Genomic DNA, 23,060 nt, shown 5'->3' with positions numbered 1-23,060 from the left:
TAGATGTCCATCCCGTAGTGTTTTTTTGAGGTAATCACCATGCAAGCACCTCCTATCAATATCGGTATTTCAGAAAACGATCGTCAACACATTGCTGAGGGTTTATCCCGTCTCCTCGCCGATACTTACACCCTCTATCTCAAAACACATAATTTCCATTGGAACGTTACGGGCCCCATGTTCCAAACCCTTCACTTAATGTTTGAAGCACAATATAACGAGCTATCACTCGCTGTAGACGCCGTTGCTGAACGCATTAGAACCTTGGGATTCCCAGCTCCAGGGACCTATAAAGAATATAGCCAACTGACTTCTATTGAAGAAGCAGAGGGAGTTCCCACTGCTGAAGAGATGATCAAAGAACTCGTTGCAGGCCAAGAGGCCGTCGTTCGTACTGCTCGATCTGTATTTCCACTAGCAGATGCGGCAAATGATGAGCCTACCGCTGATCTGCTCACTCAGCGAATGCAGACTCATGAAAAGACAGCTTGGATGCTACGGAGTTTGCTGAACTAGGGAGATATCCAGTACATCCTTATTTACCTACTAAAAGAGCAGGCTCCAGTGCAACACTTCTGTACTAGAGCCCGCTTGGATCACTCGAAACTTGCCCCGCGTCACCCTCTCGCTATCACCTGCCCTTGGGCATAAATCCAGACTGACATCACTATGGCGGGTAAAGAAGAGGGCTGATATATAAGGGGTGATACGCCCTGGAGTGACGATCCAATCGATTCATTAGGTTTTTAATTTAATTTTCAAGAATTAAATTAAAAACTTTTATTAAACTTGTTGCGTAAGCTACAGCCATCTCTAAGATTTTTGCTTAATATAGATTCATATACAGAGCTTTTATAGACAAACAAACCCCCGCCGAATGGCGGGGGTTATATGCTTTAAGGGACTTGCCAAGAAATAAAGTACCTGCGAATCTAAGAAACAAGTCAATACATGATTGACCGATTGTTTTGAGGATATCTGATGCTAGATGCCCCTATAAAAGAGACGTTTCGAGATGCCGCCAAGAAACTGACAGGCCCACACAAGCGAGCATTCATGGCAAAAGTGGCTGAAGACTACCTGGACGGCTCTGCCCGCAAAGCTGAGCGTCATTTAGGTTGGAGACGTACCAGTGTTCAACTGGGCCTTGATGAACGACGGACTGGCATTAGATGCGTTGACAACTATCAAGCCCGAGGTCGTCAGCTTAGCGAAACGAAACTACCCCATTTAGCAACTGACATTCGGGATTTAGTTGATGGTGAAGCCCAAGCTGATCCGAAGTTCAAATCAACGTTGTACTACACCCGTATCAGTGCCAGGGCCGTGCGTGAGGCATTGATTGAGGAGAAAGGCTACAGCGATGAGGCATTACCAACCCGTCAAACCATCGGCAATCTATTGAATCGAATGGGTTATCGCTTAAAAACCCAAAAGTTAAACCCCTGAAAAAACTGCCGCAAACCGATGCGATTTTCGCAATATCGCTCAAGCCAATTATGCTGCCGATGCGGCCCCCAACCTATTGCGCATCTCGATTGATAGCAAAGCCAAAGTTAAATTGGCAACCTCTCTCGTGGCGGCAAAGCTCGTACCCTAGACGCGACAAAAGCCAATGACCATGATGACCATTGGGACGCTATTTTGGTACCCTTCGGGATTCTCGATGTGCTCGCAGGGCAACTGTCAATTTACTTTGGTCAGTCTGCTGAAACTACTGATTTTATTGTTGATTGTTTAGAGGCTTGGTGGCGCGAACATCACGATAACTATCCTCAGATAGAGGGATTAGAAATTAACCTTGATGGCGGCTCTGCAGTGCGCAGTAACCGCACACAATTTATCAAGCGTATGGTTGAGTTTGTCCAAATGACACGATTATCGGTTCATCTGATTTACTATCCGCCCTATCACAGCAAATACAATCCGATTGAGCGATGTTGGGCAGCCTTGGAACAATATTGGAATGGCACTATCCTCAACTCCATTGATACGGCTGTCCAGTGGGCATCGAATATGACCTGGAATGGATTGAAGCCTTTGGTTCATTTGATTGAGGGCACCTATGAAAAGAACATTACTGTGCCCTCAGATGAGCTAGAAGCCTACAAACAACAATGGCTATGTTCTGAAGCGTTACCCAAATGGGATATCAAGATTGTGCCCAATTGATGGGTACCTTATTTAGGGCTTGCTTCGAAAGTCTAAGGTTGAATATTTGCAGTGTATCCAAGTGTTGAGCGCCCTTGAGAAGTGCAAGGAAAATCGTTCAAAATACTCAAAACCTTTGCACATGCACCCCAATGTATCGTCGTCCATCCCCCGGTCAACTGTCCTTTAAGAACTTCTACTTGCCCTTCGGAGGCAAACTATCAGAAGAGAATCGCTGGGTCAAACTCGCCGAGCTGATTCCTTGGGAGAGCTTTGAGTCAGAGTATGCAGAGCAATTCAGTCAGACCATGGGGGCACCTGCCAAACCCTTTCGTGTGGCCTTAGGGACCTTAATCATCAAAGAGAAACTGGGTGTATCCGATGCAGAGACCGTAGAACAGATTCGAGAGAACCCCTACTTGCAGTACTTTCTGGGTTTTAGTGAATATCGAGAGAGTGCTCCGTTTGATGCCTCCATGCTGGTTCACTTTCGCCAACGGTTGAATCTAGAGCTACTGACTCAAGTCAACGACGCAGTCGTGGAATCAGTGCTCGCATCTGAGGGTTCTCCTGTTGTGATGTCCCTGAGTCATCTCCTTCTCCTGAAGATGACGAAGATGAGCCTCCTGCCCCTCCCAACCAGGGCCAATTGTTGATAGACGCGACCTGTGCGCCAGCCGATATTCGCTATCCGACAGACTTAGATCTGCTCAATGATGCCCGCAAAGCGAGTGAAGCCATCCTTGATGCTTTATATGCTCAAGTCATGCTGTCTCTCAAGGGCAAACCTCGCACCTACCGCCAAAAGGCCCGCAAAGCTTATCTGGCCATTGCCAAGAAACGTCAACCGAGTCGCAAGCTGATTCGTAAAGGGATTCGTCAGCAGTTGGGCTATGTGCGTCGGAATCTAGCCCACATTGATGGATTGATAGCTTTAGGAGCGTCTCTGTCCCGACTGTCCCGGCGACAGTACCGTCTGTTGCTGGTGATTCATGAAGTCTTTCGACAGCAAGAGTGGATGTATCAACAGCACGTGCGTCGAGTAGATGACCGTATTGTCAGCCTCACTCAGCCTCATGTCCGACCGATGGTCCGAGGCAAAGCTGGAGTACCTGTTGAGTTTGGGGCCAAGCTATCCCTCAGTTGTGTCAACGGATGTGTGTTTCTGGAACGTTTAAGCTGGGATGCGTTCAATGAATCCCAGCATCTTCAATATCAAGTGGAAGCTTTTCATCGTCGCTTTGGCCATTATCCTCTCTCAGTCCATGCCGACCAAATCTATCGAACCCGAGCTAATCGACGATGGTGTAAAGCTCGAGGTATCCGATTGAGTGGACCACCGTTAGGAAGACCTCAACAAGACCCCCAGGTGCAGGGCCAACTCAAGCAACAAGCACGGGAGGACGAAAAGGTGAGAGTCCAAATTGAGGGCAAGTTTGGGCAGGCCAAGCGAAGATTTGGCTTGAATCGAGTGATGGCGAAGTTAGCGGATACGGCTGCTAGTGCGATTGCTATCACGTTCTTGGTGATGAATCTAGAGCGGTGGCTCCGCCACCTTTTATCATTCATTTTTGGGTGGGATTGCTGGTGTTGGAAAGCGTTATGGAGCTGCCAGGGCTGCCTTGGGGCTTTTCTAGGGCCAGTGAAGGAATATGGCCCTGGCCGTCACAACTGGGTTGATTGTACGATTTGATGCCAGGAATTAGCTCAATTTACTTTTTCAGCAAACCCTATTTATTTGTAGATCCCTAAAGTCATTGATCTCAAATGGTGCTGGCCTTTAGCTCACTCAATGCCCCCAATAGGAGGGCCATCGAAAGTGATCATAAAAATGGAGTCGGCCATAGCCTAAAAACTGACCATAAGCTTGTTCTCCCTGAGGAAAGGCTGTGACCCCAAAGAGATAAACGCCACTCGATCGGGGATTTCGATAGGGACGCAAACCAATAGTGACAGTCGTTCCTGGAGAGATAGGTGGGTCGAAAAATATCGAGATTGCGCCCTTCTCATCTGTAGAAGCTGCGGCTATGGGTAGGAGTTGTTTCTTCTGCTTATTCCGATAGGCTTGAGTGCGCTTGAGATTAAAGGATATCGGGTCTACCCCTTCTTGCTGATTAAACATCACGCGCCGAAGTGGCTCACCAGCATCGTCTGGAACATGCAACGTAAAGTAATACGTCGCTCCAAAGACACGGGCACTGCTGTAGGTGGTCCGAGCATTTTCTAGGCGAGGAACATTGGCAAAATACGTTGTTCCATCGGCGAGTTCAATGGCTTGTGCTGAAGTCTGCAAAAGACTCCCTAACAACACAGTCGTAGCTAAATTGGCCCCCCAGGCAACGGCCTGATTAGAAGTGAGTGGTGGCATTAGTTTGGCCCTCCAAAGTACCAACTACCCAGTTAGGTGCAGAAGAGAGGCATCCAAATTAACTCCGAGCAATGTCGGGATAAACCCATGATTGTCAGGTGTCGTCTTGGTTACCCATTTGCGTTAATTCCAAACGAATGTTGGCTAACTGGTTGGTCAGGGTTTTGAGTTCTTGTTGGAGAGACGGATCAATGGAGGGGGAAGTTGCCGAAGGAGCAGTGGAACTGCCAGAAGACATGGGATTCGCATTCACTCCATATTGAGTCGCCATGCTATCAATCATTTTGCGAGCTTCTGTCTCTGTAATTTCCCCTTTGTCCGCCCAGATCTGAGACAGCTGATCAAAGCCAAGATTGAGTTGGGAAATATTTTCCTCGCGCTTTTGGGAGTCTTGAAGGGATTCCACCACTGAAGTTGTAGCTCCCAGGGTTACATGAAATCCTTTTTTTAGAAATTCGGTCACCATATCAGGATTCATAACAGGTTGTGTTCCCTCAAAAACAGCTCAGTCATCATTAGCCTAATGAAAATTGTCCCTGTCTGACAACTCTAAGGGTGGGATAGAGAATAATATTGAGTCTTGTTCATGCCATCGTTATTCTTGTGAACGGAGGTAGCATGAACAAATTGAGTGGATAGAACAAACCCGAATGGCAGATCTCTACGTATCTTGGTCAGAGTATCATCAGCACATTGAAAAACTGGCAGTCCAAATCTATCGTTCAGGCTGGTCATTCAATCAAATTATCTGTTTAGCACGGGGCGGTTTACGGGTTGGCGATTTACTCTCTCGCATTTATCAACAGCCATTAGCCATATTAGCCACCGCTTCCTATGGGGGAGCCACCGGGCAAGACCGCCATCAGCTGACCGTCAGCCAAGCCCTCACAATGACGACCACAAACCTGGGAAGCCGCATTTTACTCGTTGATGACCTAGTGGATTCTGGTATCACCCTTGAACAAACGCTAATCTGGCTCCAACAACGGTATGGTGATGGGATTGCAGACTTACGCACTGCTGTGTTGTGGTACAAAGCTTGTTCTAGAATCAAACCCCATTTTTATGTGGACTATTTACCCGAGAATCCGTGGATCCATCAGCCCTTTGAAAGCTATGAGAAGACTGATATAGAAGCATTAAGCCAGACACATCCTGCGATAGATTTACCAGCCCCAAGGGCATCCTGTAATTAGGACAGTGCTAAGTTGCATTTTGATTAAGTTCATCGCAATTTACTGATCAGATGTATAAGTGTCGCTGATTCTAATCCTTGCTGAAATGATTGGATTTGAGATAAATGAGTGATAATCCTGATCGAATTTTTTATGAAGAATTTTCGAAGAGAGTGTGCCTGAGAATCACCTTTCTTTTATCCATCTCCGCTCTATTTCTGTCTGCCTGTGGTGGGGTTCCTGATTTGCAGGAGGTGGTTGAGGGCGTAGATGTTGACCAGAATCCCCTAAAAGGAATTGATCAAATCTCTAAATTAGAGAAGGATCTCAAAGATATCGAATCAGAACTCAAGAATCTCAAACCAGTCGATCCCCTCAGCTATACCGACTTGATTACCGGTTTACCCGACCAGCCATCTGGTTGGGAGGCCGCAGAAGCCAAGGGCGAATCCACAAACTTTGGCGAGTTTGCCATCAGCCAAGCCAGTCGATCCTATCAACAGGGTGATAAAACCGTTAAGGTGCAGCTCTTTGACTGGGCCCACCATCGCCAACTCTACGCCCCATTTGTGATCAGCGCCCGATTTAGTAAAGAATCGACCGAGGGCTATAGCAAAGGCTTAAAAATTGGCGATGCTTTTGGACGAGAAGAATATACCAATGCATCCAAGAAAGGGAAACTCAGCCTCCTCGTGGATAAGCGGTTTATGGTGGAAGTGGATGGGCGCAACATTGAACCCCAGGAACTGCAAGACTGGTGGAAGCAGGTCAAGATCAAGAATTTACGCGCTAAAGCAAAGTAGGACCACCCAGATGGACCAAGCTTCCCTCAGATCCCAGACGCCTAATGTTCCTGGAGGTTGTGGGAATGCCCTCAGATAGCTCTAATCTAAAGAGCTCTAATCAATCGAAACCCCGCGTACTGTGGCAGCTTGTCGGCGTCCGGCTAGAGGGGCACTGGCAGCAGCTCGTTCCCGTAGACGATGGGATTGGAAGTGCGCTTGCCATAGAGAGGGCGCATCTAGGGTTTCTCCTCCATGAGCAGTTAAGCGTAGGCGCACTTGGCACAACACGGGTGTATTCACACACATGCCTGAGATAATCACCTGACCTTTAGTAAGCGCAGGTAATTCTTTCAACAAATCGCGGCCAGCGGCCTCAACGCCATATTTAAGGCTGTCTTGATCGACTGGGTTGACGATGCGCATAATGAACTGGCTCATGCATTGGGACAATACATCTGAATCCAGTTTGCCGGGGCGCTGAGTGATTAGTCCTACTCCTAAACCGAATTTGCGGCCTTCACTGAGGATGGTGCGAATGACGGCTTTGCAGCGGGACGGCTCATGGGCTGGTGCAAAGCGGTGGGCTTCTTCTAGGAGAATAAACACCGGATAGGGCAGATAATTTTCGTCTTCGGCGGTGATTTTTTCTTTGAGGGTATTCATGCGGGCCTGGTTAGCCTGGCGAAGGATGGCCGCACAAATCACCTGCTGTTCTTCTTGGCTAATTTCGTTCATTTGCAGAACGGTCACTTGCCCCGGTTCAAATAAATCTTGCGGGGTGAGATGTTCAAAGGCGTGGAAATAGGGGGAGTTTGCGAGCTTTTCTAGTTTCCATTCCAGGGCTTGGGCGGAAGAACCGGGCTGCTCATTGCCGTTTTTATCTTGAACAACGTCGGCTTCATTGACCTCATAAATCAAGTCATTGATATCCCAGCGGGCATTTTTTCGTTTCCGAGCTTGGAGATTATTAAAGGCTTTGTTGAGGATGGCTTGCTGGCGCTCACTCATCTCTGGCAGCAGCATTTTGATATCGGCATAGTTGAGGGAGGAAATCCGAATGGTGATCTGCTCCGGGGTGAGAATTTGGACCTGAGGGGCATAGCCATCTTCACTGCTAAAGGCAGGATGACCCCGCATCGCTTCTAGGGTGCCATATTCACCATGGGGGTCAAAGATCAGTACAGCCGCGCGATTGTAAGGACGGAGTAGTTCTTCGATCAGAACGCCCGCTGTGTAAGACTTTCCAGAACCTGTCCCTGCCAAAATTGCCATATGGGTACTGACTAGAGCCTTGACATCAAGGCTAATGGGAACGGCATCGAGATCCCGTAGGAGTAGTGACCCAATGGTGGCTGAACCGACATCCCCTACTTGGCGTTTATTCAGAATCCGCCTTAGAGTCTGATCATCAGCCCGATACACTTTAGCTCCCGGCTCGGGGGGCTGGCGTGGGTTCATAAACCCAAGGTTGGGGTGGAAGTAGCCGATGACATCCACAGCGACTTCATAGATTTCGGGACTGGAATATTTAAAGCCGATCAGAGAAGCAATGGCGCTAGGGTCGATTTCGGTATCGGCAAAGATCCGATCCGGCAAATGATCCACAAGGGTGCAGGCTGAAATCTTTCCTAATATTTCAACGGGGATGTTGTCGATATGGGTGAGGCGATAGGACACAAACTCGCCAATTTTGATGTGTTGGGTATCGGCGGTAATGAACACATACTGGTTTCCGCTTTCTCCCGGTCCTTTGACCGTGCCAATCACATTGGTGGCCTGTTTGTGTTGCTCTCGAACCATAAACCCTGTCCACAAACCGCTTTCTTTTGGCTACATGGTATACGAGGGATGCTAAATTGACACCTTTATCCCTCGTTCTGAGACTCACAAAAGGTGAATTAGGGAACATAGAGGGTGTTCCAAAACGTCTATGTTGATTACGGAGACTGAGATAGAGCTAACAGAGATGCAGTGATTGAGATGACACCCGCTGGCGATGGAGTTTGTTAGCCTTTGTAAAGAATCGAGCAGCACTACAACCTCCAAAATTCCCAAGGGTGGGTTTGCTAAGATGCCAATAACTCGATTTGGCTCGCGATTTTAGGGTGAAATCGGGGTCTTGCCCCTGCTCTGTTTCAATCTGCCGATGTGGAGTGCATCTGAATGCCAACGCAGCAGTATCATCCCCCAGCAACAACCATTGCCAACCGCTACCGCATCGTGCGGGAACTTGGTCAGGGTGGATTCGGCTGTACCTATTTGGTCGAGGATATTCATCGATTCAATGAGCGATGTGTCCTCAAAGAATTTGCCCCAGCCAGCGAAAGTAGCGAAATTCTGCTGACAAAGGCCAAAGAGCTATTTGTGCGGGAGGCAGAAGTCCTCTATAAGCTAGATCATCCCCAAATTCCTCACTTTCGAGAATGGTTTATGGGGCCGCAGGATCGGTCCCTATGCTTGGTCCAAGACTATGTTGAAGGGGCCACCTATCAAGCTTTGCTGCGAGAGCGAGTCAAGCAAGGCCAAACCTATACCGAGTCCGAAATCTATCGATTTTTAACTCAGCTTTTACCGGTGCTCGACTACATCCACCGTCGGGGGTTAATTCACCGAGATATTTCGCCAGATAATCTGATCCAACGGCAAAGGGATGGGTTGCCGATTCTGATTGACTTTGGGGGCGTTAAGCAAATTACGGCCAGTTTTGGTAAGTTTGTAAATCCCAATAACCCCGAACAAAAATTTGGGGGGACCACCATTCTCGGGAAGCCCGGATATGCACCCGAAGAACAGATTCGACTGGGAAAAGTCTATGAGCATAGCGATCTCTATGCTTTAGGGGTAACGGCTCTAGTGATGCTGATGGGCCAAGACCCCCAAGAATTTTATGACGCTAATACTCGGACCTTCCAATGGCGACATCTCGGCGTGGATGAGGAATTGGCACGGATTTTAGAGACTATGGTGGCAGCCCAAGCCCATGCCCGCTATCCTTCTGCCCAACGAGCCCTAAGAGATTTAGAACAGCTGGGACATCTGGCCACGCCTTCTCCAGGACAAAAACTACCGACGCCTCCCCCACTCCATCAGACAGGGGATGATTTTCCGCCACCGCCGCCAACAGATATTGCTGAGTTTAAGGCTGAAGTAACCCAACATACGGTTGTAGCAGAGCCTATCGTTAAAGAGCCAGGCGTGGTGACGAAGGTCGGTACTAAAGTCCAAAACTGGACCATTACCCTGCTGAAACAAGTGATGATTCTGGGGGCGATCGCAACTCTGTTAGGGGGCGTTATCTGGGCGATTCGTGAGCGCCTTGAGGCTCCCACTGGTGCCCCCGTCAGCCAGGAAGAGCCAGCCCAGCCTCAAGAACCACCGTCTTTATCTCCGGAGGAGTTGTCTCGCAAAGCCCGATTGTTCGAACGGATTGATGCCCTAGGCGTTTCTTCTCGCTACTTCAACCAGGTCACCAACGAAGCCTTTTTCTTGGAATATCCCAACTACCAGGGGCGAGCCTTGACCCGGAGTGAAGCGGATGCCCCTTTGCGAGAACAGTGGGATGAGGTGGGATTTCAGGTTTTAGAAGTCATGGGTAAGCTTAATCCTGAAGTGCGCGATCGCATTGGCCAATACCAACTGCGCGATCGCCAACGTTTAGACCAGCAATTGCGCCGCAAAAAGGTCAATAGACGCCGCTTTTATCGACGAGTGGAAGACAAATTGGTGGATGATTTACCCATGTATCGCAATGTCGATCTTCAAGGCAAACACGCCCAGCAACTGTGGTTTGCCATTGCCCAAGATCGATTTTTAGAGCTGGAAGATGATTAGTTAAAAGTTCAGTGGAACTTTACATGTAAGCAGATTAATCAAAAAGCTGTTGGCGCAGGCAATCGAATCCTGCATAGGAAAAATCACGGTGCTTCCGATAGGTCTTCTCCTCATAAAGCTTGGCCGTTTTCTCCAGTTGGCAATAAATCAGCTTCACAAAATGGGCCGCTTTGATATTGAACTCGACCAGGATAGTTTCGGTGCGCTGACTGGATTCAGGAGGGCCTTCAGGGAAGCTGGCGAGTTGGACAGCATACCGATGACGCTGTTCCTTCAACTGCTTACACCGAAGGATATGACCTCCAGGCTCGTCCCAGAGCAAAAGCTCAATGGCAGGCACACCCTGGTGTAGACTACTCGCGAGATGGCTCAGATCTACGGTCGGATCGGAGAAAACATGAGTGATACAGAGATGATGGATATCTCCCCCCACATAGAAGAGCAAATCGCTCCAGCCATGGGGACGAAGAACATACAACAAATCGATGTCATCCCCGTGATACAAATTGGCGACTCTCCAGATGAAAGCTGAATAAGAGTTTTGATATTGCACCTATTAAAGGCAACTCACACCTATTAAATCAGACTTCAGCTTGAGGCTTCCTGGCCCCAGCAAATACGCCATTTCAAGAGAGATCGCCCGGGGGCCGAAACTAATTATCTTCTCAGATTGAATTAAGCTGGCTCTAGTCTGGGCGAGATAGAATACAGTCCTCCACCTCCTTAAACAGGGCAAGGGAACCAGAATTTATTACAAATTCTGAGTATATTCAATTAACGAAAAGCATTATATGGGCATTAGTTTCATTGATGGCATTTCAGGTGTTATTCCTGAGCTATACCTTGGTATTTTGACGCTGATCGCCATATATAGCTTCCACAAAATTTCGATTATTTGGCGGTATTATCTGCATCGTCGTCGAGAAATTCCGCCCCTACACAAATTTTCCGACGCTGACTTGCCCCAGGTAACCATTCAGCTCCCACTATTTAATGAAATGTATGTAGTGGATCGGCTCCTAGAGGCCGTTGCCGCCTTGGAGTATCCCGTTGATAAGCTGCAAATTCAGGTCTTAGATGACTCGACGGATGAAACGCGAGAGATTTGTCGAGCAAAGGTGCGAGAACTAAAGCAGCGCCCCCTCAATATTGACTATATCCATCGCTGCGATCGCAAAGGGTATAAAGCAGGAGCCCTAGCCTATGGTCTCCAGTCCGCCACCGGGGACTTGGTGATGATCTTTGATGCTGATTTTGTCCCTTCCCCCGATACCTTGACCAACATGGTTCACTATTTTGCCGACCCAAAGGTGGGCATGGTCCAAGCCCGCTGGGGACATATTAATCGCCACTATTCCATCCTCACAGAAATCCAGGCTTTGATGTTGGATGGGCATTTCGTCACGGAACAAACGTCTCGCAATCGGTCCGGGTGTTTTTTCAACTTCAACGGCACAGCAGGGATTTGGCGGATCCAGACCATCGAAGATGCGGGGGGCTGGCAGCATACCACCGTAACGGAGGATTTGGACTTGTCTTATCGAGCCCAGCTCAAAGGATGGGAGTGCATTTACTTACCCAATATTGTGGTGCCTGCCGAATTGCCCATGGAGATGAATTCTTTTAAGTCTCAGCAATTTCGATGGGCCAAAGGGGCCAGTCAAGTGGCGAAGAAACTGCTGCTACCGATTTTGACCTCGAATGCCCCCTGGCACGTCAAGCTAGAAGCCTTTTTTCACCTCACCAATAACTTCAATTACCTGCTGTTATTGGTCTTACTGCTGTTATCGTTGCCCTATCAACTTTTTCTCGCCGAAACGGGCTGGCGATATGGCCTAGCCATCCACCTACCGCTATTTCTGATTACCACCCTAAGTCTATTAGCCTTTTACTCCGTGGCCCAAAAGGAACAACGGGGGCAACATTCGCCGTGGAAACTCACCTCCAACCTTTTTTTACTGATGAGTGTGGGGATTGGCCTCAGTATCAATCAATCTTTAGCCGTTTATGATGGCCTGTTTCGTGTGGGGCGCGATTTTGTCCGCACCCCCAAGCATGGCGTTACGAGCAATGAAGAGGACTGGAAAACTAGAAAATACCGCGCCGCCAGAAATTTAGTGCCCTACCTGGAGCTGTCTATGGTGGTGTATCTACTGCTAACCATCAGCGTAGCGGTCGTCAACGCCCATTACCTATCCCTCCCGTTTCTACTGCTCTTCTTAATTGGCTATATCTATGTGCTTTCCCTTAGCATGTTTCAACGCCGCTAAGTCTGCCTAGGTTGCCCCAGCTCGACCGAGGAAAATCAGAGCTAACGGGGATAAGAGAACGATAAAAGGTGGTCTAGCCCCTAAAACAATTTGTGATTTTTGTTGGCGAGCATTTCACTGGCTGTTTCGGCATTCACGGGCTTGCAAAACAGGTATCCCTGCCCATATTCACACCCTAAGTTTTCCAGCTGACGTTGCTGTTCTGTGGTTTCAATCCCTTCCGCGACCACATCCATTCCCATGGTTTGAGCTAAGGTAACAATGGCCTGAACAATAGCCACGTTATCATCTGCGGCATCTAGGCGACAGACAAAAGATCGATCCACCTTCAAGGTATTGACGGGGAACCGATGCAGGTAGCTTAAAGAAGAGTAGCCTGTACCAAAATCATCAATGCTGAGGTGAATCTGGCGGTCTCTGAGCTGATCGAGAATCTTGGCCGCAGAGTCAGAATTCTCCATAATGGCACTTTCGGTAATTTCCAACTTTAGGCACTGGTTAGGCAGTTGGGTTTCTGCCAAAATTTGGTCAATGGTTTCAATCAGGTTGGGTTGGGAGAATTGCTTAACGGATAAATTGACGCTCATGGTTAAGGGAATATCCGTCACATTGTTGGATTGCCATTCATTCAGCTGACGGCAGGCTTCCCGTAGCACCCACTCCCCAAGGGGAATAATGAGGCCTGTATCCTCCGCTAGGGGAATAAATTTCCCTGGGGAAACAAAGCCTAGCTCTGGGCTGATCCAGCGAACTAGAGCCTCAAACCCGGTAATCATGCCCGTATCCAGGGCCACAATCGGTTGATAGTTGAGAATAAATTCTTGCCGCTCGATGGCCCGACGTAAATCGGTTTCTAGTTGTAGAGAACTTTGGACATCTTCATGCATGCTGGCATTGAAGACGACGTGCCGTGCCTTGCCCATGGCTTTGGCTCGATACATGGCGGTATCGGCATCCCGCAACATTTCGGTGGGTTGCTGATAGTCCGGGCTGCTCATCACAATGCCAATACTGGCAGAGACAAAGAATTCGTTGTCGCCAATATGAAACGGCTCTAGTAAACTGCGTTGAATGGCATCTGCAATATCAATGGCTTGCTGCTCGTTGGAGACATTTTTGAGCAGAATCGTAAATTCATCGCCGCCTAAACGGGCCAGGAGTTGATCGCCCACGCAGCACTGGAACCGTTTTGCGATCGCAACTAAAAATTGGTCCCCAACCAAATGTCCCAAGGAATCGTTAATAGACTTGAAGCGATCGCAATCCAGAAACAGCAGCGCAAAGGATTGATCGGTCTGTTTTTGGGTGTCCTGAATCGTTTCTTCGAGACAGTTGAGAAACAACGTCCGGTTGGGCAGATCCGTCAACGGATCGTGCATGGCCATATGTTTTAACTGCTGCTGTACTTTCTCCCGCTCAGCAATTTCCTGATTCAGCCGCTCCGTTCGCTGAAACACTCTTTGCTCTAGATCCGCATTAAGGGCTTGGATTTGGGCTTCAGCAGCGATGCGATCGCGCACCTCAGCCTGCAGTCGTTCATTTTGTTTACGCTGTTTTTTTTGCAGCCGACCAATGGTCAGTTGATTTTCCACCCGAGCCAGGATCTCTGCTAGTTGAAAGGGCTTGGTGATGTAGTCTACTCCACCCACGGTAAACGCTTTGACCTTATCCAAGGCATCGTCTAAAGCGCTAATAAAAATGACTGGGATATCTTGCGTTAATGCTTCTGATTTCAAGCGTTCACAAACGGTATAGCCATCCATTTCTGGCATCTTGATATCTAGCAAGATCAAGTCGGGCATAATGTTCCTTGCCCCAATCAGTGCCATGGAACCATTGGCGGCCCCTCGCACTTGATAGCCTTGTTTAGTCAACGCCGTGGATAAGATTTGTAAGTTGTGGGGCGTATCATCAACGATCAAAATCAAGCCTTTCGACTCTTCATCTGTAGGCAAATCCACCGTTTGGGATGCAGGTGTATTCAGTGTCATGGCTAAATTTGGCTAAAAAAGGAGTGGAACGAGATGCTCAGCTTGCACTTTAGTGTACCCAGTTCGGATACTTCAGGAACTTTTGACAAGACAGAAGAAAGCAATTTAATCATTAGCGACGATCCCCCTTTTATGGATTTCGCTCACTTAAGAATGATCTAAGATCCATGCACCTACTATTTTGGACATAATTACTGGTTTTTGTCTTTAATTCATAAATCTTCAGCATAATTCTTTAAATATGAAATCCACTGGATAAAGACTTCATTGTTGTTCGCTTTGTTGGCAATAGTCCTCCTAAAGTTCATGGATCTAGAACCTCACCTTTTATTCATCAACTCGATCAATCCAGACCTTACAGCCTTTATTAGCTGCGCAATTTGACAATAATAGATTGACTACAAAATCACTGTCATAAGGGGCCGTAATCTTCGGATTAGTATTGGTCTTAGTGTCTTGATGGACTGCTTTTTTTGTCATTGCATCGTATAGAAATAAATCAATATCAAAGCAGTCTTCACTACAACCTGCTGCCATCGTTTCATTCTCAGACAAATATTGTTCGAGAGTGAAAGATTCTCCTTGCTGGAGCCACATAGAATATTCATGGACTTCAGCGGCATAACTCATCCTTGCTGGCACAAAAACAACCAGCAATAATAGAGAACAAACCATTAGGTATTTCAAAATATCTTTCATAATTCAAATCAACAGGCGCTGCAAATGACAGGGCGGGCAAAAACCGATCAGGGACTTTGCCCAAGACATAGTATCTAGTCAACCGTGGCGGTGAACCGGATATAACCATATGAGTTGGCTGGATTTCCTGAACCTACCGCATTCGGAATTGAACTACTGATTTGCACTCCAACGGCACCATTATTATTAGCCCCATCACAGTTGATAGTCGGCAAGGTCAGGGTTGGATCGACATTGGGTTCAAAGTAGTACCCCTGATCACCATCGGGTCCATTGGTGAGCGAGACTTCACTGGTGCCTAGACCTAACATCATGCCCCGACCGGAACCCGCGATACCGCCTGCATCTTGATTCGGTTGGTTGTTATAGGTATTGCGTTGGTAAGTCGTGAATTCAGGAACGCGATCGCACAACGTTACTCCAAAGGCTTCCGATAGTCCTGTGTTCAAGAAGTAAATCGAATACTCCAAATCATCGCCAGGTTTCACGGGAGTGGTTAGATTTAAGGCCCCTCGTAATGAATCGCTAACGGGGGTGGGCCAATGCGGATCGTTATCATCCGTACCCGTACCATCCTCAAATCCAGTGACATTCACCCCATTCACGGCTGTAATCCGCTTCACTAGAATGATCTCAGGCGGTAGTTTATCTGAATTGACCACTAACGTAGCCGTGGGTCGAGCCGTATTTTCGATAATCGTGGGGGTTCCACCCGTCATCGGATCAATGGAAGGCTGAATTTGGGCCGTTAAATCGCCTCTTTCAATCCGGTTGACGTAATTGCCCATTAAATTGGATGTCACATCCACCTGAACTTGGCAATTGGCACCCGGTGCTAGGGTTGCTCCCGTCATCTGCACCGTGGTCCCCCCTGGCGTTACATTGACGGTTCCACTGGAACAGGTCGTGCTGGCATTGGGGGTATTAGCCACAAATAGATCCGTCGGCAATGTGTCGTTGATCGAAACATTCGACAGCGACTCCCCAGACTCATTGTTGGTTTGGTTGTTGGTAATGGTTAAGGTCAATTGGCTGATCTCTCCCCCTTCCATAGAAGTGGGATTAAAAGATTTGCCTGGGGTAATTGCGGCCAGCGCGTTTAATGTTGCCTGTGCGGCTTGGTCATTGGTGACATTTTCTTGGCTGAAGACATCCCCGATATTCAATTGGTTAATGGTATTACCGGTATCTAATAGCGTGACCCGCACGGACACCGTACAACTCTGGTTAGCCGCTAAAGCAGCGTTGGATAATGTAAACGTATTCTGTCCTGGCACCGCCGTTACAGTAGCGGCAGTAGTCCCATCGCTTTGAAGACAAGTTGTAGACGCACTGGGAACGGAGAACACCACCATTTCTGCAGGCATCGTATCCGTCACGCCTAGTTGGGTAACTGGAATGCCGCCATTGGGATTGGAGACGGTCACCGTTAGGGTACTCGGATCACCAACCACAACACTATTCGGACTAAAGGATTTATTGAGATTGACATTAGCAGTTGTACGGGTCAAGGTCCCGGTCACATCAATGGGATTCACAAATCCTTCATTGGTGGTAATTGAACCCGCAGGCAGGGTGTTGTCGAAGGTGCTGCTACCCCCTGCATTCATAATCACTTCAAATCGAATTTCACAAAGGCCGGGGATGCCACCGACCTGAGCTGGCACAGTCCCTCCTGCAAAGTCCACTGTGTTACTCCCTGGGGTAGTTGTAATGGTGCCACCACAGGTTGAACTCGCGACTAGAGGAGAGGCGACTTCAACATTGGTTTGTGCCCAGGTATCTGTAAAAGTAGTGACCGTGAGGGGATTTTCCCAGGTATTGGTGAGCTGAATGACTGCAGTGGATTTACCTCCAGCAACCACCTGCTCTGATTGGAAAGATTTGGTTCCTTCCAAGGGTGATGTGACCGTTAGAGTTGCAGACCCTTCGGTCGCCGTTATACCTTGATCATTGGTAAATCCAGATGTCGTATTGGGATAGGTCTGGGGTGGAGGAAAGGCTGCATTCGTCGTTACGATCTCAGTCACATCGAATTGGATCGTACAGGTGTCGGCATTTGGATCACTGTCATCCACTGGTGCAATACTGCCATCTCTCATGGTGAAGGAAGTACTTCCAGGTGTATTACCAGAAAAGGTTGGCCCTGGATTCGGAGGAACGTCGAAACTACAGCCAGAATGGCTAAAGTTAGCTGGGTTAGCCACCTGTAAGTTAGGTGGAAGATTATCGTCAATATCTACCCCTGTTAAAGGCAGTGTCGTTCCTGTACCCCCTGGAGAATCTGTACGACGGTTGTTGCGAATGACAATTCTGAGGGTTGAAGGGACGCCTCGACGAACAGAGCTAGCATCAAACGACTTAACAATTTCAACATCATCGACTACGGTCAAACGACCTTCAGAACCCGTAACTCCATTTGAATCAAACCCTTCCGTATTCGTGATGGAATCATTGGCAATCACATTATCAAGGTTGGTGCCTGAAGTCCCCGTTGGCAGAAATACATCCACTTGCACCGTACAAGTTCTGTTGGTATTGATAGTCCCGCCACTAAAAGTGACAGTACCGGACCCCGGGTTAGCTGTTACGGTCGGAGTTCCACAATTGCTGTTGGTCGAAATATTGGCTGGATCAGCCACCACCAATGCCCCCGGCAAATTATCCACAAAACCAACCCCAGTTGCACCCACTGCAGCCGATCGATTCTGAACATTGATGGTCATCCGTGTGGTCCCCCCCGGAGCAATACCATCGTTATTGGAATATCCTTTGCTGACCACTAGAGCAGGTCGGACAGTGATATTGTCGGTGGCCGGGTCGCTATTCGTTCGCCCTTGATCATTGCCTAAAGCACTCGCAGGTATTGTATTGGTAACCGAAGAACCATTACTGTCGGCAATATTGCCGACAACGCCAGGATCGACTTTGACTGTGACAGAGATGGTACATGAGCCTAAGCTGTTCGTTGCTGCATCTGAACCAGGCACCTGAGCTGTTGCACCGCCACCCACATTAGCGCTATTGAGGGTAAAGCTGGATGCCAAGGGCGTGACCGAGAGAGTTTCTGAACTACCGGAGGAAGTACAGGTTGTCGACGCATTGGGTGTGTCTGCTACCACCAAAGGAGCCGGTAAATTATCCGTTAGGGTTGCATTAGTCAGGGCTCCACCACCATTGGTAATAGTGATGGTTAAGTTGGTAGTTTCTCCTTCATCTCTGGTGCCATCACTAAAATTTTTGCCAATCGAAATTTCAGTTTGCACATTCAAATTCGTACTGGGAGAATTACTGTTGCTAATCAGGTTGACCGTGCTGAGGGTGTTAGCGGGGATATTGTTGGTATAGGTTCCACCATTCGCTTGCGTAACGGGGAAAGTAACGGTACAAAAACTCTCATTCGGAATGGTGCCACCCACGAGTTCAATGCCAGTATTACCTGCCTTGATATTGACGGTGCCGCCTGTACAGGTTGTGCTGGGAGCAGGAGCGCCAGCCCGGGTATCAACGACGAGCTGATTGGCACCATCGCTGGGTAAATCATCCGTTAGGGTGGGGGTTGCAGTTGTCCCAGTTAGGTCATATTCATTGGGGTTGTTGATCCGAATCGTGACAATTGAGCGTCCATCTCCGGGGATTGTATTGGGCGTAAAAGATTTATTGAGGGTTGTAGGAGTTGCACCATCGATCTGTAATGTCGCTGCTGTTGCATCAGGACTATTCCCCACAGCTGTCACTAATGCTTCTGCTGGGATAGTATCTGAATGATTTCCAGCACTAAAACCTCTTACAGGAATCTCAATGGTGCATTGTCCTGGTGATCCAGCCGGTATCGTTCCCCCTGTGATGGCGACGGATCCTGGACTTCCCGTAGGACTGCCAGTGGTGATGGCGACGGTACTGCCGCAATCATTAAAGGTTGTCGCTGAATCGAACACCAAATTTCCGGGTGCAGATGGCAAAGTATGGTTGAGGCTAGTTATAGATACTGGATTCCCCGTACTATTGCGGAAGGTTAATCGATATGTAACCGGGTCTCCGGGGGGACTTTCTACAGGATCAAACGCATTCAAAAGAGCTAAGTCTGCGTTGGGCATTGCAACAACGGGGTCATGAAAGAAGCCCATATGACCAACTAAGGCACAGAAGAATGCACTAAAGGCCAGAATCAAGCCTCTTTTGGTCGAGCGACCTAGGCCATTTCGCCAAGCTTGCCAAGACGCAAGATTAAACTTTGGGAAACGAATGCGTTTCAACATAGAAAAATAATTTTTGGTTCAGAGGTGTATTGCCACAGCTCCATCCAGGGTGAAACACCATTGATGGAGTCCCTATTACAGGAGATAAAGCTTAAATTGTTCGTCCAATCTCCTGCCGTTTTGTTAGATAGTCGCCACTTGCACCCGCGAATCTCAACTAATAAAGGGCAATTCTCGATTTCGCTCCAATAGTGTTCCCAGAGATAGGGCTAACTCTTCAATAAATTCTAGATTTCCTTTAAAAGAGTTTCCTGAGAGAGAAACTTATTGCTCAAGAGCAGTTTTATGCTTATGAGCGCACAAAACAAATACTTTTTTCCTCTAATCAGCATAAAATATTCTTCCGTAGAGTTTCATACTTTGCATCAATTCAAAAGGTTAAATCTTTTCGTTTCAGTCCTCAAACAATCTCTTTACATGAAGAAGTTTTCTATTCATTTTTATAGAAAATATCTTTAGCAATCAAAGACCCGAACATGACATCCACATCTAAACGCTAATTTAGATATAATTCTTGAAAATCTTTGAACTTATATTTTCTTATTTATAGAAGCAAGCCAAAAGCTCTACCAATAGGTTATTAGGGTTTTTATATGTTCAGCTAATTATTTGCAAAAGAAGATTCAGACAGGAATAAGTTTTCATAAGCAAAAGGCATAAAAGCAATCTTTTTCAGGCACAAAACAATCCGTATTCTAGACCTGAATATAAAAACCCTCTTTTCCTTAGCCATCGACAGACAGCTAGAAATTATACTCAGTCTTACTGGCAGGTTAGTGACTGAGGTAAGGACTTTATTTTTATGATGTTTAATTCAACGTTATTGTTTCTATTACCAATAATTTCATAGGCCAACAAATGATCGATTTTGGTGATTTTTGACCCACCCTGTTAGAGACCCTTTTATATCAGCAATAAATTCGGCTTCGCTGACAGATTTTTATCGCCCAAACAGTATTACACAGCATCAAGTCGGCAGCTTTTGGGTTAAAACTTTATCCTATGCCCAGAAAAAATATGTTCCCTTTTTCCTCAGCCATAGAAGTATTTATAAGGAAAACTCCCTTCGCCTCACAAGATAGGCAATGGCGACCTAAAACTTGGTTAACTAGCCTCCTTGTAACTGCAGCTACCACCTCATTAGCCTTTTTCCCAACTGCAGCACAGGCCCAACGTGCGTTTGCCACGCGCAATGCTTTTCAGTTGAGGGGGCGAACCACCATATTTGGCAACCCTGTCACTACCTGTTCTTCTACGACAGGGCCTTTAGCTGGAAACTGTGCCACAGCTCAACAGACCCTAGTGTTTCCAGGCCCTGGAACCGATGTGGCTTTGACTAACAACGGTTACTGGATGGATTATGTGGACATTGATAGTGATGCTACGACGTTCAATTCATCTTCTGCGACCTATAACTTCCCCACTGGCAACCCCGGTTTTCAAATTGTTTGGGCTGGTTTGTATTGGGCTGGAGACACATCATCAGGGTCAACGAGTAATGGTGTTCCTACCGGGGAAACAGCGGTGAACGCAGCCCAGCGGAATCAAATGCTGCTCCAGATTCCGGGTTCTTCAACGTACCAAACCATTACCGCAACTACTTTAGATACGATTGGTTCTACTCGTTACAGTGCATTTGCTGAGGTCACTAATTTAGTCCAACTTGGTGGAAGTGGGACCTATACAGGAGCCAATATCCAAACTGGAAAAGGGGGCGATCGCTATGGGGGATGGTCACTCATCGTTGTATATGCAGATGACACCGAAATCCTACGCAGTATGACCATATTTGATGGTTTTCAGCAAGTTGGGAATAATACAATTGATGCCCCTATCAGTGGTTTCTTGACACCCAATGCTGGACCTTTTGAGTCTTCTATCGGGGCATTTATCAGCGAAGGAGATCTTGGGATTTTCGGCGACCAGTTCCTGATTGATGGCGATGGTAATAATTCTGATGGCGACGCCACGGATCAACCCTTTGTCAATGTTGGTGATGCCACTAGCCCAACATCTAACTTCTTCAACAGTTCCAGTGCTATGTTTGCTACACGAATTGGAACCAATACAACCGTAAACACTCCTGATGGAAAAGTGTTAGGGCCTATCAGCAGAAGTCCCAACTTCCCAAACTTGCTAGCTATGGATATAGACATCGTAGAGGCCCAAGACGGTTCTGGCGGTGCGATTATGCAAAACAATGCTACAGAAGCAACCTTACGATTTACTAGTACTGGTGACTTTTACTATCCCACTGCGTTTTTCTTTAGTGTTGAGGTCTTTCAACCGGTCTTAACTCAAAACTTCACGAAGACGGTCACTGATGTCAACGGAGGCGATCTCAACCCCGGTGACATATTAGAGTACACCGTTACCTACCAAAACACTGGAAATGACATTGCCACTGATGTTGTATTGACAGATGCCATTCCCACCAATACCACCTATGAAGCTGGTTCACTGAGAATCCTAACTGATCCAGATCCTGGCGTTTCAACTCCGCTAACCCAAACAGACACTTTGGGTGATGATCGGGCTGAATTTGATAGCGCTAATAACAGAGTTGTATTTAGATCTGGTATTGGGGCGAATAATACCAATGGTGGAAATGTTCCCTTTGACGATCCTAATGTTCCTGGGGCTGTTGATGATACGGTGTCTGTGAGCTTCAGAGTTCGAGTTGACTCTGGTATAACCACGTTTCCTACCACCATTTCTAACCAGGCTGTTATTGATTACATTGGGCAATTTTCTGGAACTTCCTTCACAGGTAATAGTGACGACCCCACAACAACCTCAGAGCCAGACGATCCAACGGATATTGATGTAGTTGAACCTACCGATCCGAATTTGATATTGGTAAAACGAATTACCCGTATCAACGGAGCGACAACCAACGGTGCAGTTGATTTAGACGTCTATATAGATGATGTGAATAGTCCCTATGACGATAACGTCGATGAGGTTCCCCCCTTTGCAGGACAACCCGATCCAAGCCAAGATGATACAACTAACTGGCCCGATGCCGATGCCCTGAATGGACCGGATGACTATCTCAAGGGAGTTATTGATGCAGGGGAGGTCCAACCAGGAGATGAAATCGAATATACGATTTACTTTTTATCCACTGGAGGAGTTCCCGCAAGAACGGTGCAATTGTGCGATCGCGTTCCCGCATTTCAAACGTTTGTGCTCGACGCTTATAATGCAGAGACCCCAGCGCCTAGTGGGGGTGTGGGAGCGAGTAGAGGCATTCTAGTCGATTACAATAATTCCGTTTTAGCCTATACCAATGATGGAGATGGTGACACTGCGCAGTTTTACCCATCTGGTTCGACTTTACCCGCAGCTTGTAATGGTTCACCTGCCCAATCAGAAGATAACGGTGCCATTGTGGTGGATTTAGGCGATTTACCCCAGGCGACAGGTCCTGGCAATCCTGCCGCATCATATGGTGCAGTCCGTTTTCGCGCAACGGTGAAATAATCGCTGGTTCGACTGGAGTCTGTTGAATATTTCAGTACCAGATTG

General features: G+C 47.5%; 13 protein-coding genes and 2 pseudogenes. 8 read left to right on the top strand and 7 right to left on the bottom strand.

All coding sequences use genetic code 11. The features are described 5' to 3' along the window. Window positions 1–39: 39 nt before the first annotated feature. The 3 genes and pseudogenes from ON05_RS06390 (at window position 40) to ON05_RS06380 (ending at window position 3,831) form a co-directional block, all read left to right on the top strand. Window positions 40–516: a Dps family protein gene (locus tag ON05_RS06390; RefSeq protein ID WP_010476784.1), complete on the top strand. Its 477-nt coding sequence runs from the start codon at window positions 40–42 to the stop codon at window positions 514–516. A gap of 465 nt (window positions 517–981) precedes the next feature. Further along, window positions 982–2,172, top strand: a pseudogene (locus ON05_RS06385) (ISAzo13 family transposase). A 131-nt stretch (window positions 2,173–2,303) separates the two neighbouring features. Then, window positions 2,304–3,831, top strand: a pseudogene (locus ON05_RS06380) (IS5 family transposase). Between the two features lie 109 nt (window positions 3,832–3,940). Here ON05_RS06380 and ON05_RS06375 read toward each other — a convergent pair. Next, window positions 3,941–4,519, bottom strand: coding sequence for a DUF2808 domain-containing protein (locus ON05_RS06375; protein WP_010471554.1), 579 nt, complete (start codon window positions 4,517–4,519; stop codon window positions 3,941–3,943). Between the two features lie 94 nt (window positions 4,520–4,613). Next, the gene (locus ON05_RS06370; RefSeq protein ID WP_236618897.1) at window positions 4,614–4,985 is read right to left on the bottom strand and encodes a hypothetical protein; all 372 of its coding nucleotides are present in this window, start codon (window positions 4,983–4,985) and stop codon (window positions 4,614–4,616) included. A gap of 184 nt (window positions 4,986–5,169) precedes the next feature. Between ON05_RS06370 and ON05_RS06365 the strand changes: the two genes are divergently transcribed. Beyond that, window positions 5,170–5,715 (top strand): phosphoribosyltransferase, encoded by a 546-nt coding sequence (locus ON05_RS06365; RefSeq protein WP_010471559.1) that lies wholly within the window; start codon window positions 5,170–5,172, stop codon window positions 5,713–5,715. Window positions 5,716–5,819: 104 nt separating this feature from the next. Beyond that, window positions 5,820–6,497: a hypothetical protein gene (locus ON05_RS06360; protein WP_010471560.1), complete on the top strand. Its 678-nt coding sequence runs from the start codon at window positions 5,820–5,822 to the stop codon at window positions 6,495–6,497. A gap of 96 nt (window positions 6,498–6,593) precedes the next feature. Here the strand turns inward: ON05_RS06360 and ON05_RS06355 are convergent, their stop codons facing one another. Further along, window positions 6,594–8,279, bottom strand: a complete 1,686-nt coding sequence (locus ON05_RS06355) for an ATP-binding protein (RefSeq protein WP_010471563.1) — start codon at window positions 8,277–8,279, stop codon at window positions 6,594–6,596. Window positions 8,280–8,642: 363 nt separating this feature from the next. Between ON05_RS06355 and ON05_RS06350 the strand changes: the two genes are divergently transcribed. Beyond that, window positions 8,643–10,310, top strand: coding sequence for a serine/threonine-protein kinase (locus ON05_RS06350; RefSeq protein ID WP_010471565.1), 1,668 nt, complete (start codon window positions 8,643–8,645; stop codon window positions 10,308–10,310). A 34-nt stretch (window positions 10,311–10,344) separates the two neighbouring features. On the opposite strand, the gene ON05_RS06345 is transcribed toward ON05_RS06350, so the two are convergent. Beyond that, window positions 10,345–10,815 carry a hypothetical protein gene (locus tag ON05_RS06345; RefSeq protein ID WP_029315097.1) on the bottom strand — a complete coding sequence of 157 codons (471 nt, stop codon included), beginning with the start codon at window positions 10,813–10,815 and terminating at the stop codon, window positions 10,345–10,347. A 286-nt stretch (window positions 10,816–11,101) separates the two neighbouring features. Here ON05_RS06345 and ON05_RS06340 point away from each other — a divergent pair, with 286 nt between their 5' ends. Beyond that, a complete protein-coding gene (locus ON05_RS06340; protein ID WP_010471569.1) occupies window positions 11,102–12,580 on the top strand; it encodes a cellulose synthase family protein in 1,479 nt (492 codons plus the stop codon). Between the two features lie 80 nt (window positions 12,581–12,660). Here ON05_RS06340 and ON05_RS06335 read toward each other — a convergent pair whose 3' ends face one another. The 3 genes from ON05_RS06335 to ON05_RS06325 form a co-directional block, all read right to left on the bottom strand. Next, complete coding sequence (locus ON05_RS06335) at window positions 12,661–14,571, bottom strand: GGDEF domain-containing response regulator (protein WP_010471571.1); 1,911 nt, start codon at window positions 14,569–14,571, stop codon at window positions 12,661–12,663. A 327-nt stretch (window positions 14,572–14,898) separates the two neighbouring features. Further along, window positions 14,899–15,270: a hypothetical protein gene (locus ON05_RS06330; RefSeq protein ID WP_010471574.1), complete on the bottom strand. Its 372-nt coding sequence runs from the start codon at window positions 15,268–15,270 to the stop codon at window positions 14,899–14,901. Window positions 15,271–15,344: 74 nt separating this feature from the next. After that, complete coding sequence (locus ON05_RS06325; protein ID WP_010471576.1) at window positions 15,345–19,529, bottom strand: DUF11 domain-containing protein; 4,185 nt, start codon at window positions 19,527–19,529, stop codon at window positions 15,345–15,347. A 1,017-nt stretch (window positions 19,530–20,546) separates the two neighbouring features. Here ON05_RS06325 and ON05_RS06320 point away from each other — a divergent pair. Continuing rightward, the gene (locus ON05_RS06320; RefSeq protein WP_010471578.1) at window positions 20,547–23,015 is read left to right on the top strand and encodes a DUF11 domain-containing protein; all 2,469 of its coding nucleotides are present in this window, start codon (window positions 20,547–20,549) and stop codon (window positions 23,013–23,015) included. Window positions 23,016–23,060 lie beyond the last annotated feature (45 nt).

It is taken from the genome of Acaryochloris sp. CCMEE 5410 (assembly GCF_000238775.2).
Lineage (GTDB): Bacteria > Cyanobacteriota > Cyanobacteriia > Thermosynechococcales > Thermosynechococcaceae > Acaryochloris.
This window is presented reverse-complemented; position numbering and strand designations above follow the sequence as displayed.